General features: G+C 59.8%; 10 protein-coding genes and 1 pseudogene. 7 read left to right on the forward strand and 4 right to left on the reverse strand.

Translation table 11 applies throughout. The annotated features are described in order from the left end of the window. The first annotated feature begins 48 nt into the window (after window positions 1-48). From ABIB66_RS43775 to ABIB66_RS41290, 4 genes and pseudogenes are all read left to right on the forward strand, one after another. A pseudogene (locus tag ABIB66_RS43775) lies at window positions 49-776 on the forward strand (effector protein NopP). A 1,359-nt stretch (window positions 777-2,135) separates the two neighbouring features. Beyond that, the gene (locus ABIB66_RS41280) at window positions 2,136-2,972 is read left to right on the forward strand and encodes an SDR family NAD(P)-dependent oxidoreductase (RefSeq protein WP_502918365.1); all 837 of its coding nucleotides are present in this window, start codon (window positions 2,136-2,138) and stop codon (window positions 2,970-2,972) included. Window positions 2,973-3,227: 255 nt separating this feature from the next. After that, on the forward strand, window positions 3,228-4,982 hold the full coding sequence (gene nifA, locus ABIB66_RS41285; protein ID WP_354259567.1) for a nif-specific transcriptional activator NifA: 1,755 nt from the start codon (window positions 3,228-3,230) through the stop codon (window positions 4,980-4,982). Between the two features lie 408 nt (window positions 4,983-5,390). Beyond that, window positions 5,391-6,257, forward strand: coding sequence for an electron transfer flavoprotein subunit beta/FixA family protein (locus ABIB66_RS41290; protein WP_354259570.1), 867 nt, complete (start codon window positions 5,391-5,393; stop codon window positions 6,255-6,257). A gap of 575 nt (window positions 6,258-6,832) precedes the next feature. Here the strand turns inward: ABIB66_RS41290 and ABIB66_RS41295 are convergent. The 4 genes from ABIB66_RS41295 to gmd all read right to left on the reverse strand — a co-directional run bounded on the left by ABIB66_RS41295 (window position 6,833) and on the right by gmd (window position 12,423). Next, a complete protein-coding gene (locus ABIB66_RS41295) occupies window positions 6,833-8,182 on the reverse strand; it encodes an MFS transporter (protein ID WP_354259573.1) in 1,350 nt (449 codons plus the stop codon). Between the two features lie 151 nt (window positions 8,183-8,333). Continuing rightward, a complete protein-coding gene (gene glmS / locus ABIB66_RS41300) occupies window positions 8,334-10,160 on the reverse strand; it encodes a glutamine--fructose-6-phosphate transaminase (isomerizing) (protein WP_354259576.1) in 1,827 nt (608 codons plus the stop codon). 219 nt (window positions 10,161-10,379) lie between these two features. Further along, a complete protein-coding gene (gene fcl, locus ABIB66_RS41305; RefSeq protein ID WP_354259579.1) occupies window positions 10,380-11,357 on the reverse strand; it encodes a GDP-L-fucose synthase in 978 nt (325 codons plus the stop codon). Continuing rightward, window positions 11,338-12,423, reverse strand: a complete 1,086-nt coding sequence (gene gmd / locus ABIB66_RS41310; RefSeq protein WP_354259582.1) for a GDP-mannose 4,6-dehydratase — start codon at window positions 12,421-12,423, stop codon at window positions 11,338-11,340. The genes fcl and gmd overlap by 20 nt, the downstream gene beginning before the upstream one ends. Before the next feature lie 736 nt (window positions 12,424-13,159). Between gmd and ABIB66_RS41315 the strand changes: the two genes are divergently transcribed. From ABIB66_RS41315 to ABIB66_RS41325, 3 genes are all read left to right on the forward strand, one after another. Next, complete coding sequence (locus ABIB66_RS41315) at window positions 13,160-13,348, forward strand: hypothetical protein (RefSeq protein WP_275174117.1); 189 nt, start codon at window positions 13,160-13,162, stop codon at window positions 13,346-13,348. A gap of 897 nt (window positions 13,349-14,245) precedes the next feature. Next, window positions 14,246-15,787, forward strand: a complete 1,542-nt coding sequence (gene istA / locus ABIB66_RS41320; RefSeq protein ID WP_354259585.1) for an IS21 family transposase — start codon at window positions 14,246-14,248, stop codon at window positions 15,785-15,787. 70 nt (window positions 15,788-15,857) lie between these two features. Continuing rightward, a partial coding sequence (locus tag ABIB66_RS41325) for an ATP-binding protein (protein ID WP_354259588.1) occupies window positions 15,858-16,068 on the forward strand: 211 nt, incomplete at its 3' end.

Here is a 16,068-nt window from a genome sequence, read left to right on the forward strand (position 1 = left end):
TGGCAAACCGATGCGGGAACCGAAAGCTTCGCTGACACGTTTGCACAGATGCGCTTAGACGAATCGACTTCTGGCGGAAGCTCATCTTCTGCGGGAGCACCAGCATACATCCTGAATGACAGACCTCCAGTGATGGAGATGGACATCACGTCTTTCAGGAGGGAAGCGAGGCGGTTTCATGGCGATGATATCATGCACATTGCCGAGAATCCACGAGAGTATTCGGAATTCGTATCCTCGAGGGCGAGACGTACCGCGGAAGTTGCTAAGCAATACGCGGTGAGGCGAGATTCGGACGAAGCGCGGTATTTCAGCTACCAATTGGGAAACCAGAGCGCCGGACTGATGAGAACGGAAGGCGGGTTCAGCATGACTGAATTCGAATCGGACGATTGGCGACACCAGTTTCCTGGCCGGGCTGAGATTACCTCGATCGTGGATTTTCAGGTCGCTCATCCACTTGTCGAGAACGCCGGCGATATTCTGCTTGAGCATCAACTTCGGATCGATGGCGAACGACCATTGCTGAATGGCATCCGGACAATCCAGAAGCACAAGCCCGTGCAGCGAAGATGGGTTTCGTCCAACTGGCTGATGGAGGCATGGTACTCGATCCTACGCAGCATCCGGACAAGTGGACGAAGAACAGTGCCGGTGAATGGCAGCGTGCGGACAAACCTCGACTCTATCTCTCCAAAGCTGAGGAGAACGGGAGCAGTGATACCGAGAGCGCACCAGGTTCCCCCAGATACGCGTACGAGGATGATTTCATGTGACTAGCACTGTTGTTGGATGTAGCCGCAATGATGGCGGCCGCATCCGGCTGCAGGAGTCCTATGCTCACGGCCGCGTGCAGCGGAGAGCGTGGTTTAGTTGACCGCGAAAGCCAGGGCACGAAGCTTGCGGCGCGGCATTGAGTGCTGGCCGCCAGCTACGTGTTGGGGGGCCAAGGAGATCGCGCAGGCCTGGCTGAGCCTGACGTCGACCGGGGAATGGCCGACCGTGCTCGCCGATTCCAAAATCCGGCGCCCATCACCGCGACATCGTCGAGACCCAAAACGACCGCGAGGGAGGCCGCGACGATGCTCGAACAGCCCGCGCTTCTCTGCCTCCGCAACCCCGACCAGTTCCGAGGACGCGAGCGCTACCAGTTTAGCGCGCGGACCAAAGGGGTGCCTTATTCCACGCCGAACCACTTACCACGAGGCTGCTCGGGCTAATTAATGGCCTGCCGAGATCATCGGGCTGTTAGTGCTGGCCTCGACCTATCTGCTTGGCGAGGTATATCGCAGAAACGAAACGGTGGTGATTTCCGCCCCGGGTGCGACGCCTGGCCGGCCGACCGTTAATACGGCTGCTTGTCCGACGGATGCTCTGCCGGCACGATCAGGCATACGGGTGCGAAGCCTCGGCCAATACCACGAGCGCCAGCGGCTTGGCTACGTAATGCTTCGCGCCACCATGCGTAAGCCGTGTCGTCCGGAAGGGCTTTGGCCGTATCATCATCGTAGCCAAAAACTGCCATCCCCGGGCAGACGGCGAAGAGCACAGTGATTGTTGTCCGGCCTTCAACGCAGCAGGCCAATCACGTGTGAATGTTCCAGCAGCAACAAGGCGCGCCCGGTGGATAGATCGCCTTTGCTCGGCCATCTGTTTGCCACTAGCTAGTCTTATTCATTCATGCGCCCATCGTGTCCTTTTTGTTGGACCTTGCGAACAGCAAGACCCCTGGCCCATCGTATCGGATTGATCAACAGCCGCATGTGCGCGCGCGCGCACAACGGTCGAGAAGGAATTGCACGAACTAGCATCGGTCCTGATCTCCGCCAAAGGGAGCTGATCTCTCTTCCCTGGCGAATGAGCCTCAAGTCACCTGGGGAGAGCGATGTAGTCAGCTCGCGGTGTAAACGCCGGCTTTTCGACTCGAAGATCGAGCCCGCACGCATTTGTAACGCGCCCGGAAACACGGCGATGGTCCTGCCATTGCCGGGGCGTTGCCATTGTCGAAAAGCAAACAGGCGAGATGTTCCGAACCTGCCATTTGGGTCGCAAAGGTTCGCCGCTTGTGCCCTGCATCGCTTTGGCCCGGATCCTGCACCAGGTGCTCAGCCGAGGGAAGCGGACGGGAGCGGCATGTGAATCTAGGTCTACTAAATGACAAAGCGGTCCCAGCTCAATCGTCGGAAAAGGACTTTGGCGGTCCAATTCACGCCGATCGAGCGCGCCGCCTGCTGCGTGAGCGGAAGACGCTGGTATTGACCGGAGCATCGCGCGGCATCGGTCGCGCCACCGGAAAATTGTTTTCGCAAGCCGGTTGGCGCGTCATTTCTTGCGCGCGCCAACCATTCGACGCGGTGCGCTGCCCATGGAATTCAGAGGGCGACAGCTATATCAAGGTCGACCTGAGCGACCATCGGACGCTGCCGCGCGTAATTGCCGAGATCAAGGAGTGCCTTGCCGGCGCACCGTTGCATGGACTGGTAAACAATGCCGGAAAGTCACCAAAAATGCCGAACGGTGCCCGGCTGACGTCGCTGGCAACCTCAGTCGATACCTGGATGAGCGTGTTCCACCTCAATCTGGTGGCGCCGATCCTGCTCGCCCAAGGTCTGTTCGATGAGCTAAAAGCGGCTTCAGGCTCGATCGTCAATGTGACTTCGATCGCCGGCTCGCGCGTGCATCCATTTGCAGGCACGGCATATGCGACTTCGAAAGCTGCGCTCGCTTGTCTCACGCGCGAAATGGCGCACGATTACGCCTCACATGGCATTCGCGTCAATGCGGTCGCGCCCGGAGAAATCAAGACGGACATTTTGTCGCCTGCCACGGAAGCGCATCTTGTGCCAAAGATCCCACTTCGCCGAGTGGGTACACCCGAGGAAGTCGCCAAGGTCATTTTCTTCCTATGTTCAGATGCGGCAAGTTATGTCACTGGCGCCGAAGTCCCGATCAATGGCGGACAACACTTGTGATGAACTCGCCCCTGGCGAAGCCCGGTTCATCTGGGCCATCCCGGATGGAAGTCATTTTGGCCAGGGCGAATCCGCCAGGGAGTTGAAAGATTAACGCAGCAAATCTAGTCACTGTAGGTGCTGCCACGTGCCATGAAGAGGCGTGATCTCTCGCCCTCCCTGAGAACCGGATGTCAGATTGAGGGGCATGCAACACGCGTCCAACAAGTCCGATCAAGATCATGGGAGGATGAAGAAAGGAACGGAGAAGTCGTTATGCTGGACAACGTTTCCCTGCGCGAAAAACTAAACTCAACCTCCGACGCGGACCCCTCCGGTTATATTGTGCCGTCGCAAGAGAAATCGCTAAGCACGATCTTTGAAATAGCGCACACGCTGACCGGCCTAGCCCAGCTCGAAGCCAAGCTGGAGAGCGTCATCGAGCGTCTGCAATCGCTCGTGCAGATGCGCCGCGGAATCGTGTGTCTCTTCGGTCATGACGGCGTGCCCCAGATGATCGTAGGCGACGGTCGGGACGAAGACCGGGATTCGCGCCGCGGGGTGCGCTTGCCGCAAGGAGCAATCGATCAAATCGTGGCGTCGGGGCAGCCGCTCATCGTTGAGAACGTAGCGCTGCATTCGGCCTTCAGTTCTTCGGACGTCGAGATGCTAGATGCCGCCGGTAATATGCGTGTTGCATTCATCGGCGTTCCCATAGACATTGACGAGAAAGTTGCGGGTACGCTGAGCATTGACCGCATCGCCGACAATGGGATGCGCGCGCAGCTCGATGACGACCTCCACCTGCTGACCATGGTCGCTAGCCTTGTGGGCCAGACCGCGAAGCTGCATTCCATTTTTGAGCGCGATCGCGGGCGCCTTATGGACGAGGAGTTCCGGCTGCAGAAGCAGCTGTCCGAACCAAAGCCTCATGGGCGGGAGCGTAAGAAGGTTCAAGTCGACGGAATTATTGGCGACAGCCCGGCGCTCCGCGCGTTACTTGAGAAGGTCGAGGTGATCGCAAAATCCAACAGCACGGTTCTGCTGCGTGGCGAATCGGGTACCGGAAAAGAGCTGGTCGCGAAGGCCATTCACGAGCATTCAGCGCGGGCCAAACGCCCCTTTATCAAGCTGAATTGCGCAGCCTTGACTGAGACGGTGCTAGAATCCGAATTGTTCGGTCATGAGAAGGGGGCGTTTACGGGCGCCTTCAATGCGCGCAAGGGTCGCTTCGAGCTCGCCGACAAGGGAACGTTGTTTCTAGATGAGATCGGTGAGATCTCGGCGTCGTTCCAGGCGAAGCTCCTGCGCGTGCTTCAGGAGCAGGAATTCGAGCGGGTGGGCGGCAATCAGACAATCAAAGTCGACGTCCGCGTGATTGCAGCCACGAACAGGAATCTTGAAGAGGCGGTGGCAAGGAGGGAGTTTCGTGCCGATCTCTACTACCGCATCAGCGTGGTTCCTCTGCTACTGCCGCCGCTGCGCGAAAGACGCACTGATATTCCGCTTCTCGCCGCTCGCTTCTTGAAGAACTTCAACAATGAAAACGGCCGTGCTCTGGTGTTCGATTCAAGTGCGATTGAGGTCCTCACGGTTTGCGAATTTCCCGGTAATGTCCGCGAGCTCGAGAACTGCGTGCAGCGGACCGCAACCCTCGCGCAAGGATCGTCGATCGTAAGACATGATTTTGCATGCTGCCACGGGCAATGCCTGTCGGCCATGCTATGGAAGTGTGGAGAGGAGGAAATGGCGCGACAGCCGAGCCCGCATTTCTCACTGCCCGCGAGGCTGAGCATGCCGCCTCCAGAAGCTATAACAGCCGTTCAGCCGGTCAGCAGCGAGCTGACACCGCTAGGGCCACCGGGGCGACCCGCGGTGGGTGCTGCGAAACTCACCGATCGCGAGCGCGTCATCGCAGCCATGGAAAGATCCGGGTGGGTACAGGCAAAAGCGGCGCGCCTGCTTGGACTAACCCCGCGCCAGATTGGCTATGCCTTGCGTAGACACGGTGTCGAGATCAAGCGCTTCTGAACGAAGCGTCGGGCTCGCTCCTCTCTCGCGCTCGTCCGACTACGATAGGAGAGCGTGGCAAGAGGCGGTTGCCAGCTCTGATGCATGATACGAATACTAGCCTCGTGCCTTGGTTGGGATACGCTCACCGGTGAAGTGTAGGGCGTCCTCGCGTCCGGCTGGTCTTGTCATTGTCTGTTTGCAACGTGTTCCCCCTGCAAACTGGCTTGGCGTGAAACCGGGCGTGATTGCTGCGGCTCCGTTGCTGCCCGTAACTCAGATCAGCTCAAGATCACGCCCATGCTCAAGACGTCGCAGTTGCGACAACCGACTCGCCGTCAGTCTTTGCATGCCGTCCTTCGCCGAAATGCCGGGGTGGTATGACATTTGCTGCTCGTCGGGAGCCGGCTCAGCATCTTAGGAGAAGTAATGCACAGCATCGTCTGCATCAAACAGGTCCCCGACTCCGCGCAAATCCGCGTGCACCCTGTTACCAATACGATCATGCGCCAGGGCGTGCCGACAATCATCAACCCATATGATCTCTTCGCCCTGGAAGCTGCGCTCGACCTACGGGCTAGGTTCGGCGGCGAAATTACCGTCCTCACAATGGGGCCACCGTCGGCCGAAGAATCTCTCCGAAAGGCACTGACATTTGGTGCCGATCGCGCTGTCCTGCTCACCGATCGTAGCTTCGCGGGCTCCGATACGCTGGCGACGAGTTACGCGCTGGCGTGCGCGGTTCGCAATATCGGGAGGGAATATGGCCCGCCGGACGTCATATTCACCGGCAAGCAGACGATCGACGGCGATACGGCGCAGGTGGGGCCTGGCATTGCAAAGAGGCTCGGGGTCCAGCAGCTTACGTACGTCTCCACAATCAAAGCGTTGGACTTCAAGGCACGCACAATCGAGGCGGAACGGCGCTGCGAAGGCGGCATCCAGGTGTTGCGTACAAAGCTGCCGTGTCTGGTCAGCATGTTGGAGGCAACCAATCAAATTCGCCGCGGTGCAATGATAGATGCGCTGCGTGCCGCCCGTGCCACAATCGTGAAATGGAGCGCCCAAAATGCTGGCGTGGATGACATGGCCAAATGCGGTCTGAGGGGGTCCCCGACGGTGGTCAAACGTGTTTTCGCGCCCGCGGCGCGCGCGGAGAAGGCGACGTGGGTGGAGGCGGCCGAGCAACCGGCGCAAGCATTGATCGACGCCATGTTCAAGCGCAACCCTATGCTTGAGGAGGAGCTCGCACAGCTCGCGCGCGGTACCTCGCCCGCACAAGCGACCGGCGCGTGAAGCCGCGGCCGATCGAGCAGAGCCAACAATGGCCTGGGTCGTGGTCATGCCTTGGCCCGTCGCTCGATTGCACGAGGCAGCATCGACCTTTCGGCCGCTCCTCTCGAAATACATAAAAAGGGTGAACATCCGACTTGCGTATCTGAGCGCCGAGCGGCCGGTATCTGGTCCACATACCAGACCTCTCGCGGTGCAAGACACGGGTTCGCTCGGGAAATTCATGCAGCCTGACGAGGTGACCGTTCAGTTTGTGTGGCAGCCGTACAGAGACCCCGCCGAATTCGCTGCGCGGAGCTCGCGCGAGGGATCTATCCCCTCGCGCGAGATCTGAGTGTTTCGCGTGACTGCAAAGTGCGGGCATTATCATCGTCCCCTCGATGACAGAACAGGGGTTAGCTGATAATGCTCAGCCATCCCCGGTCAACATCAGCGCAAGCTCGTCCCGATACTGCCTGCGATCGCACAGGAAGAACCGTGACCGGCAGAGTCGGCCGCGCACCACCGTGAGATCACCGCAAGGGCAGTCGCGCACGAAGTTCGGTCTCGGGCCGTCAACGTCCCCGTGGGCGCGCGTGCTAATGCGTGGCAAATTGCGCGGTTACGGCCCTGTTAGACCGCTCGGGTCTCGCCGGTTTCGCAACTCTCTTCGTGCTTCCTGGATAAATCGTGAGCGCGGCGATGATGCCGAGCAAAGCTGCAAACATTAGCCAAAAACCTGGCGAAGCCTTGTCATCGGTCCGATGGATCAGCCAAGTTGATGCGAGCGGCGTCAACGTGCCAAAGAGAGCTGCGGCGAGTGAGAAGGCCAAAGAAAAGCAGGTTGTGCGAACGTGCTTCGGCACGATTTCGACTAGAGCGCCCAACATGGCCCCGCTATAGGTGCCAAAGTAGAACGAGAATATCATCTCCACCACCAGCATCTTGCCAAAGCTTGGGTCGGTCACGAGCCAAGACAACGCCGGATACACGGTCACCAAGGCGAGGCCGGCAATCGTCAGCAAGATCGGCTTCCGGCCGATTTTGTCTGAAATCGCGCCGCCAATTGGGTTCCAGATGAAGTTCGTCACGGCGACCAAAAGCGTTACCAAGAGCGTGTTCTGCGACGACAGCTGCAACACGTGCTTGCCGAATGTAGGCGTGTACACCGTGACGAAATAGAAGGTCGTAGTCGTCAGCATGGCGATCATCATGCCGAGAATGACAATGCGCCAGTTCGCAACTGTGGAGGCGAAGACCTCGCGGGCCGTTGGGTGGTTCTTCATGACCAGAAACTCCGGAGTTTCCTCCAGTGTCCGGCGCAGGAAGAAAATAAGCGGAACGATCAAGCAGCCAAGGAAGAACGGGATCCGCCAGCCCCAGGAGGCAACCATTTCGGCCGGAAGTGCTTCGCTCAAAAAATATCCGATAAGAGCCGCGACAAAGATCGCAACCTGCTGGCTCGAGGACTGAAACGATGTGTAAAAACCGCGGTTGCCCGGAGTGGCAATCTCGGAGAGGTAGACGGAAACGCCGCCAACCTCAACGCCGGCAGAAAATCCCTGCAACAGCCGTCCGAACAGCACGATCACGGGTGCGGCAATGCCGATCGTCGCGTAGCCGGGACAAAAGGCGATGATGATGGTGCCAATGGCCATGATCGAAAGCGTGATCACCAGGCCTTGCCGACGGCCAATCTGGTCAATATAGGCTCCAAGCACGATCGCGCCAACAGGTCGCATCAAGGCACCCAGCCAGAACACACCGAAAGTGTTGAGCAGCGAAGCCGTTTCGCTCTCTGATGGAAAGAACGCGTTTCCGATGGCACTGGCGTAGAACCCAAACAAAAAGAAGTCGAACTGCTCGAGGAAGTTGCCGCTCGTCGCACGTAAGATGGCGCCAATGCGCGATTTGGCATTTGACGCGTGCCCAATGGACGCTGGTGACATGGCGAGCTTCCTCTCGTTTGAAATGGCCGGTTCCGGAGAAAATCTCACGCCGGCCGAGTGCGTTTCATGGCCGCGAATCTGCCATCATGGCGCTATCGACCAAGCTGTAAGCGCCTGACGTTTCCGGCATATTTTCGGCAATTGGCATGGCTCATTCGACGGTAACCGATTTCGCAAGATTTCGCGGTTGGTCCACGTCCGTGCCCATGAAGTTGGCCGTGTGATAGGCCAGGAGCTGCACCGGAATCGCATAGACAATGGGCGTAAATGTCGTCCCCATCTCCGGCAGCACGATCGTCGCGAGTGTATCCATGGACACCTCCGCGGCTCCGCAAGCGTCCGTTATCAAGATAATCTTGCCGCCGCGTGCGGCGACCTCCTGCATGTTCGAGGTGGTCTTTTCGAAGAGCCGGTCGCAAGGAGCGATGACGATTACGGGAACGCTCTCGTCGACCAGGGCGATGGGGCCGTGCTTGAGCTCTCCCGCCGCATAGCCAGCGGCGTGAATATAGGAGATTTCCTTCAGCTTCAGGGCCCCTTCCAGCGCCAGTGGAAACGAGGTGCCGCGACCAAGATATAGCACGTCACGCGATTTGGCGATGTCGCGTGCGAGCTTCTCAATCTGCGGCTCGCTGGCAAGCGCCGCTATAACTAGCCGGGGAATTTCGATCAGCGCTCGCACGAGATCGACCTCGTCGCTCTCCGACAATTCACCGCGCGCCTTGCCCGCAGCGACCGCAAGCGCCGCCAGGACGACAAGCTGGCATGTGAACGCCTTGGTCGAGGCAACGCCGATTTCAGGTCCGGCGAGTGTCTGCAACACTGTCCCGCTTTCGCGCGCAATGGTCGAACTCAGAACGTTCACGATCGAGAGCGTATGCAGGCCTTGCGATTTGGCATAACGGAGCGCGGCCAGCGTATCGGCCGTCTCGCCGGACTGTGAGATGAAGATAGCAAGATCTCCCTTGCGCATCGGTGCCTCACGATAGCGAAATTCGGAGGCGACATCGAGCTCGACCGGAATACGAGCCAGCCGCTCGAACCAGTATTTGGCGATATGGCCGGCATAGCCCGCCGTACCGCACGCCGTGATCGAGATATGTCCGATCTCGTTGAAATCAAACGGAAGCTCCTGCGGCAGCGCCACGCTCTCGGTGGCGATATCGACGTAATGCGCCAGCGTCTGCCCGATCACCTCTGGCTGTTCGTGGATTTCCTTGGCCATGAAGTGGCGGTAGTTTGCTTTGTCGACGAGAACCGACGACGCGCCAGATTTCACCACCTCGCGGCGGGCGACTGTGCCTTGTGCGTCGTAAACCACGCTGAAGTTGCGGTTGAGCACGGCCCAATCGCCGTCCTCAAGATAAGTGATCAAGCCGGTAAGGGGCGCAAGCGCGATAGCATCCGATCCGAGATACATTTCGCCTTCGCCATGGCCGATCGCAAGCGGTGAGCCCTTCCGGGCGCCAATCATGAGGTCGTGTTGACCCTTGAACAGGATTGCAAGCGCAAACGCGCCCACTAGCCTCGGCAGCGACGCTTTTACCGCGTCCTGCGGCGAGCAGCCTTTTTTCAGATAAGAGTCGATAAGATGCGCCACCACCTCGCTGTCTGTTTCAGAAGCGAAACAGGCGCCATGCTGTTTCAGCTCCGCGCGCAGCTCGCGGAAATTCTCGATAATGCCGTTGTGGACCACCGCAACATTGTCCGTTGCATGCGGATGAGCATTGTGCTCGGTCGGCTTGCCATGAGTAGCCCAGCGCGTATGCCCGATCCCGACATGGCCTGAGAGCGGATGGCAGCGAACGCGTGTCTCAAGGTTTCTCAGCTTGCCCTCGGCGCGCCGAAGCTCGATATGATCTCCCTTGAGCGTTCCGATGCCTGCTGAGTCGTAGCCGCGATATTCCAGTCGCTTAAGTGAATCGATGAGTCGATCCGCGACCGGACCGCGCCCCAAGATGCCGACAATTCCGCACATGCTAATCAGTTTACCTCGAGTTCAAAACAAAGCGTCCCGCACGGCTCGCCTGACCCGTTCGCTCGCCATAGCTATCGGCCAGTCTAGCCCGTGCCTGCCCTCCATCGGGCACGCGTCACCCGGCGGTGCGCGAGTTCCAAGCGACGCCGGAGCCCGGTCGAATTCGCCGGAAGATCCTAAAGCAACTTTCTGGAACCGAACAATGAGCGCCATCAGCGGCTAGCAGCTGCATGGTTCACTCCGTTTGTTCGATGTAGCCGATGCCGCCAAGAAGGCGTGGTAAGCCTGCCGCATTCCATGTGTAAGCCATGTCCTCGCGCGCCAGCCGAGGCTCGCGAGACGGCTGACGTCGAGCAGCTTGCGCGGCGTGCCGTCGGGCCGGGAGGTATCGAAACTGATCTCGCCGATGTAGCCGACGACTTCGGCGACGATGCGGGCAAACTCGGCAATGGTGATGTCCTCGCCGGTGCCGATGTTGATCAGATCCGCGCTCGAATAGGTCTTCATCAAATGCACGCAGGCATCGGCCATGTCGTCGACATAAGGGAACTCGCGCCGCGGCGTCCCGGTGCCCCAGACTACGACGTTTCTTGCGCCCGAAACCTTGGCCTCATGGAAGCGCCGGATCAGGGCCGCGACCACGTGGCTCATTTCAGGGTGATAATTGTCGCCGGGGCCGTAAAGATTAGTCGGCATCACGCTGATGAAGTCGCACCCGTACTGGCTACGATAGGCCTCCGCCATCTTGATTCCCGCGAGTTTTGCAATTGCATAGGGCTCGTTGGTCGGCTCCAGCGGGCCGGTCAGCACGGAGTCCTCGCTTAGCGGTTGGGCGGCCAGCTTCGGATAAATGCAGGACGAGCCGAGGAACATCAGCTTCTCGGCACGGTTTTGATGTGCGGCATGGATCACATTGGCCGCGATCGCGATGTTGTCGTAAATGAACTCGGCGCGCAGCGTGGCGTTGGCGACGATGCCGCCGACTTTTGCAGCGGCAAGGAACACGACTTGCGGCCGCGTCCTCGCAAACCAGTTGACCACGGCGGCCTGGTTGCAGAGGTCGACCTCGCTCCGGTCCACCGTCAAGAGCTTCACATCCTCTCGCGCGAGCCGGCGTACGAGCGCGCTACCGACCATGCCACGATGGCCGGCGATGTAGACGCTCTTGCCGTTGAGCTCAAACGGTACGTTTGCCATTGGCCGCATCCCGTTTTGCCTCCGCCAGATCGCTCGCCACCATCTCGGCGACGAGTTCCGCAAAACTCCGCTTTGGTGTCCAGCCGAGCACCTCGCGTGCCTTGGTGGCATCGCCGACGAGGAGATCGACCTCGGTGGGGCGGAAGTAAGTGGGATCGATCTTCACCAGGGTCTTGCCGCTCTTGTTATCGATTCCGGTCTCGTCGACGTGCGCGCCGCGCCATTCGACGCGGCGGCCGATCTGCGCAAAGGACAGCTCGACCATCTCCCGCACCGAGCGCGTCTCCCCGGTGGCGAGCACGAAATCGTCCGGTATGTCGGCCTGCAGGATCATGTGCATGCCCTCGATATAATCCCTGGCATGGCCCCAGTCGCGCTTGGCATCGAGATTGCCGAGATAGAGCGTCTGCTCGAGCCCGACCTCGATGCGCGCTACGCCGCGCGTGATCTTGCGGGTCACGAAGGTCTCGCCGCGGGTCGGGCTCTCATGGTTGAACAGGATGCCGTTGGACGCAAACATGCCGTAGGCCTCGCGGTAGTTCACCGTAATCCAGTAGCCATAGAGCTTTGCCACGCCGTAGGGCGAGCGCGGATAGAACGGCGTCGTTTCCCTCTGCGGGATCTGCTGCACGAGGCCGTAGAGCTCGGAGGTCGAGGCCTGGTAGAACCGCGTCTCCTTCTCCATGCCGAGGATGCGGATCGCCTCCAGCAGGCGCAGCACGCCGATCCCGTCGGCGTTGGCGGTGTATTCGGGGCTTTCGAAGCTGACGGCGACGTGGCTTTGGGCCGCGAGATTGTAGATCTCGGTCGGCCGGGTTTGCTGCACCAGGCGGATCAGATTGGTCGAGTCCGTCATGTCGCCGTAGTGCATCAGGAACGGCACCTTGCCGACATGCGGGTCCTGGTAGAGATGGTCGACCCGCGCGGTGTTGAACGAGGACGAGCGCCGCTTGATGCCGTGCACGACATAGCCGAGCGACAGCAGATGTTCGGCGAGATAGGCGCCGTCCTGTCCAGTCACGCCAGTGATGAGAGCGACCCGCCGTTTGCTCGCTTGGTTTGACAAATCTTTTCTCTGCGCATGTTAATGTCGTCCCGCGATCGGCGACCTTAGGCGCCGGTCTCCGATGCCGAAGCGTCATGCTCTCGAAGCACCGAATTCTGGACGTGTATAGACATTGCATCGACCGCTCAACTGTACGGAGGTAAACGTTCCACATCGAAACGGTTTTGAAGGACCATACGAAAGTTTGTAATCCGGCGGATTTCGTTCGCCTTCATTCGTCGCTCCACTGCTTGGGTGCGACCAGTGGAATTGCGGTGCGGACAGGTGGTAAGCGACCCGTCTGCACCGAGAAGCCGTTCCACTGCCTCTGCTTGCTCAACTCGCGCGGCGAGCCAGGCCATAGGATGGCCGCCTCGGGCATGCGACCTGCTCGAAAGGGCCGATCGTTGAGCCCCGATTGAAGACCTTACAATCTGACGCTACGTCCGATTCAAGCCCTTTTGTCGAGAGTCGCGCATTTGGCGCGCGATCTGACGCGGACCACTAGTGCGTCCAATCTCCACTATCAACTTGCGTTGGCGTGGTGTTTCCAAGCGGGCGTTCTCGACCAAGAAGACCGTAGTCCAGCTTACTCGACGCGCTTGCGTTTACTACGAATGGTTTGTCGCATCTCAGACATTGACAGAGCGGGCGGCAGATGAAGGCAAATGAGGTGCTTTTGCGAAAGCCAACCTACGGGATCTTACGTAGGGCATGTGTCGCATTCTCTTGATGTAAAAATTGCATCGTCTTTTGCATGAAGCAGAAGAAGCCATTCCCCGACGCCAAACATTGGCGAGGCCGTGCGGAAGCGACGCGAGTAAAAGCGGAGTCGCTCAAGGACGACACATCCAGACGCAGGCTCCTCAAGATCGCCAAGGAATATGATAAGCTGGCTCGCCGCGCGGAGCAGCGGCAAAGAAATGAGGTTGACGGGCAGTTCTGATCCCCGCCGGACCGAACGGTTGCATCGAAGGTCAATGCGTTGTGATCGCAGCGCAAGCCTCGGCCGTCGGACGGCTCTAGGGCAAACGTCCTGATCGGTAACCCTAATGAGCGAGGCTGCTCAAAAGTGCGGTCAGCGCGTCCGAGCCTCTGGCCGAGAATCGCTTGTGAGTCAGGGTGCCGGCCACTTAGATGATGCGTTGACGGTGTCTCGGGCGTCAAGCTGGCTAACCGGTATACATGGGAAGGAATGAGATGAAAGCCCACCGTCTGATCGCCGCAAGGGCGAAATTACAAGCCTCTCGCGCGACGAACTGGCGAAGCATTTAGCGTCGCTTTGCATCAATTGCTGAAGCCGGCAACGTGCATTGGTGACAAAGTAACCGGCTCACCGGATCACGCCACGCGAATTGTCTTCCGCCGCCATTTTGGGTGTGAGGCGTTTCAGTCGAGCTCTGGCGTCTTGGACCAAACACGGATCGCTCAACGCCATAACGCTGCGGCTTATTAAGGCGAGGCGGCGAGCAGAAGCTCCTGCTGGCAGGCGTGCGTAGCCAAACCATCGTAGATGTCTGCGGATCGTCTGCAGAGGTAAGTTCAACGAAGTCACGCATGACGAGAAAATCCAAGCGAAAATCATAGTCGAAAGACCTACCACAAAGAGCTGTCCGGTGGACGATTCCTGACGGAACCGATGTTCTTCATCCAGATAAGTTGCGGAATCCGAGGCAAAGCGGCCACCGATTCCGACGGAAGGCGGCCAGCGATTCCGATCGAAAGCGGCCACCCAATCCGAACGAAGGCGGCCACCCTGTTGATAGGGTGAGACGGGGGGCGTTGTCGGCAATCTGAACGGGGCAAGGTCCCTCCTTTTGCGGTTCACGCAATGGGAGGTCCGATGCCCGCCGAGAGATTGCCGATGCGGAAGATTCGAGAAGTTCTACGCCTGAAGTATGCCTGTGGGGTGAGCGATCGGGTGATCTCCCGATCGGTCGGGATCGGTCGCACGGCGATCGCGGAGTATGTCCGTCGGGCCGCGGTGATCGGCATCACCTGGCCGATACCGGAGGAGCTCGACGACACAGCACTGGAGCGCAAGCTGTTTGCGCCAGCCGGCTACAACCCGCCGCGATCGAAGCCGCTTCCGGATTGGGGGCATGTCCATGCCGAGTTGCGCCGCCGCAGCGTAACGCTGGCGCTGCTGTGGGAGGAATACCGCGGCCATCATCCCGACGGCTACGGCTACAGCCGGTTCTGCGACCTCTACGTCGAATGGCGCCACGGCATCACGGCGACCATGCGGCAGACCCACGCGGCCGGCGAAAAGCTGTTCGTGGACTTCGCCGGCGATACCGTGCCGGTGTTCGACGGGCTTACCGGGGAGGTGCGCGCCGCCAAGATCTTCGTCGCGGTCATGGGAGCGTCGAACTACACATTCGTCCAAGCCCGGTTCAGCGAGGCGCTGCCCGACTGGATCGGCGCCCATGTGGATGCGCTCACCTTCCTGGGCGGAGTGCCGAAGGCGCTCGTCTGCGACAATCTGAAGGCCGGGGTGACGGTGGTGAGCCGCTACGAGCCAGGCGTCAACCGGACTTACCAGGATCTTGCCACCCATTACGGCACCACCATTATGCCGGCGCGGCCCCGCAAGCCGCGCGACAAAGCCAAGGTGGAGGCGGCGGTTCTTATCGTCCAGCGATGGATTTTGGCGCGGCTGCGCAACCGGCGCTTCTTCTCGCTCGCCGAGTTGAACGTTGCGATCCGCATCCTGGTCGACGAACTCAACGCCCGCCTGATGCGCAAGCTCGGTGCCAGCCGCCGCGAGTTCTTCGACACCATCGATCGTCCGGCCCTGATGCCGCTGCCGGCCGAACCCTATCAGTACGCCGAATGGCGTCGTGCCCGTGTAGCGCCGGATTACCATGTCGAGGTTCAGGGGCACTTCTACTCGGTGCCATCCCGCCTGATCCGCCAGGTCGTCGAGGTGCGGGCCACCGAGGCAACCATCGAGGTGTTCCATCGCGGCACCCGGATCGCCAGCCACGCACGCTCAGGCGTCAGGCGCCGCCACACCACGATCCCCGAGCACATGCCGAGCGCACATCGCCGATACGCCTTCTGGACGCCGGCACGTCTGCTGGCCGCCGCCGAGAAGATCGGTCCGTCCACGATCGCGCTGTGCCAGGCGATCATGCGGACAAAGCCCCATCCCGAGCAGGGCTTCCGATCCTGTCTCGGCATCCTGCGGTTGGAAAAGACCTATGGGACGCAACGTCTGGAAGCCGCGTGCCGCCGTGGGATCAGCATCGGCTCAGCGAGCTATCGGTCGATCGTCTCGATCCTCAAGACCGGCCTGGACAAAGCCTTCCTTCCCGACACCGCCCCCGAGGCCGATCCCATCCAGCACGGCAACATCCGTGGCCGCGGCTACTACCACTGACCACCAACAAGGAGACCTTATGCTCAGCAACCACACCCACGAACGTCTCGCTGCTCTCGGGCTCGCCGGCATGGCCAAGGCCTTCGACGATCAGCAACGCCAACCGGACGTTACCGCGCTGACCTTCGAGCAGCGCCTCGGCCTGATGATCGATCGCGAAGCAACCGAGCGAGAGAACAAAAGGCTCATCGTGCGCCTGAAGTTCGCCTCGCTACGGCAGGCCGCAATCGTCGAAGATGTCGATCTGCGCGCTCCGCGCGGCATCGACCGCGCCTTCTTTG

The sequence above is a fragment of the Bradyrhizobium sp. F1.13.3 genome, assembly GCF_040548265.1.
GTDB lineage: Bacteria > Pseudomonadota > Alphaproteobacteria > Rhizobiales > Xanthobacteraceae > Bradyrhizobium.

Coding starts and splice junctions, on each gene's coding strand:
- glmS (WP_354259576.1), bottom strand. CDS start 10,160: ATGTGCGGAATTGTCGGCATCTTGGGGCGCGGTCCGGTCGCGGATCGA.
- fcl (WP_354259579.1), bottom strand. CDS start 11,357: ATGGCAAACGTACCGTTTGAGCTCAACGGCAAGAGCGTCTACATCGCC.
- nifA (WP_354259567.1), top strand. CDS start 3,228: ATGCTGGACAACGTTTCCCTGCGCGAAAAACTAAACTCAACCTCCGAC.
- ABIB66_RS41315 (WP_275174117.1), top strand. CDS start 13,160: ATGAAGCAGAAGAAGCCATTCCCCGACGCCAAACATTGGCGAGGCCGT.
- istA (WP_354259585.1), top strand. CDS start 14,246: ATGCCCGCCGAGAGATTGCCGATGCGGAAGATTCGAGAAGTTCTACGC.
- ABIB66_RS41295 (WP_354259573.1), bottom strand. CDS start 8,182: ATGTCACCAGCGTCCATTGGGCACGCGTCAAATGCCAAATCGCGCATT.
- ABIB66_RS41290 (WP_354259570.1), top strand. CDS start 5,391: ATGCACAGCATCGTCTGCATCAAACAGGTCCCCGACTCCGCGCAAATC.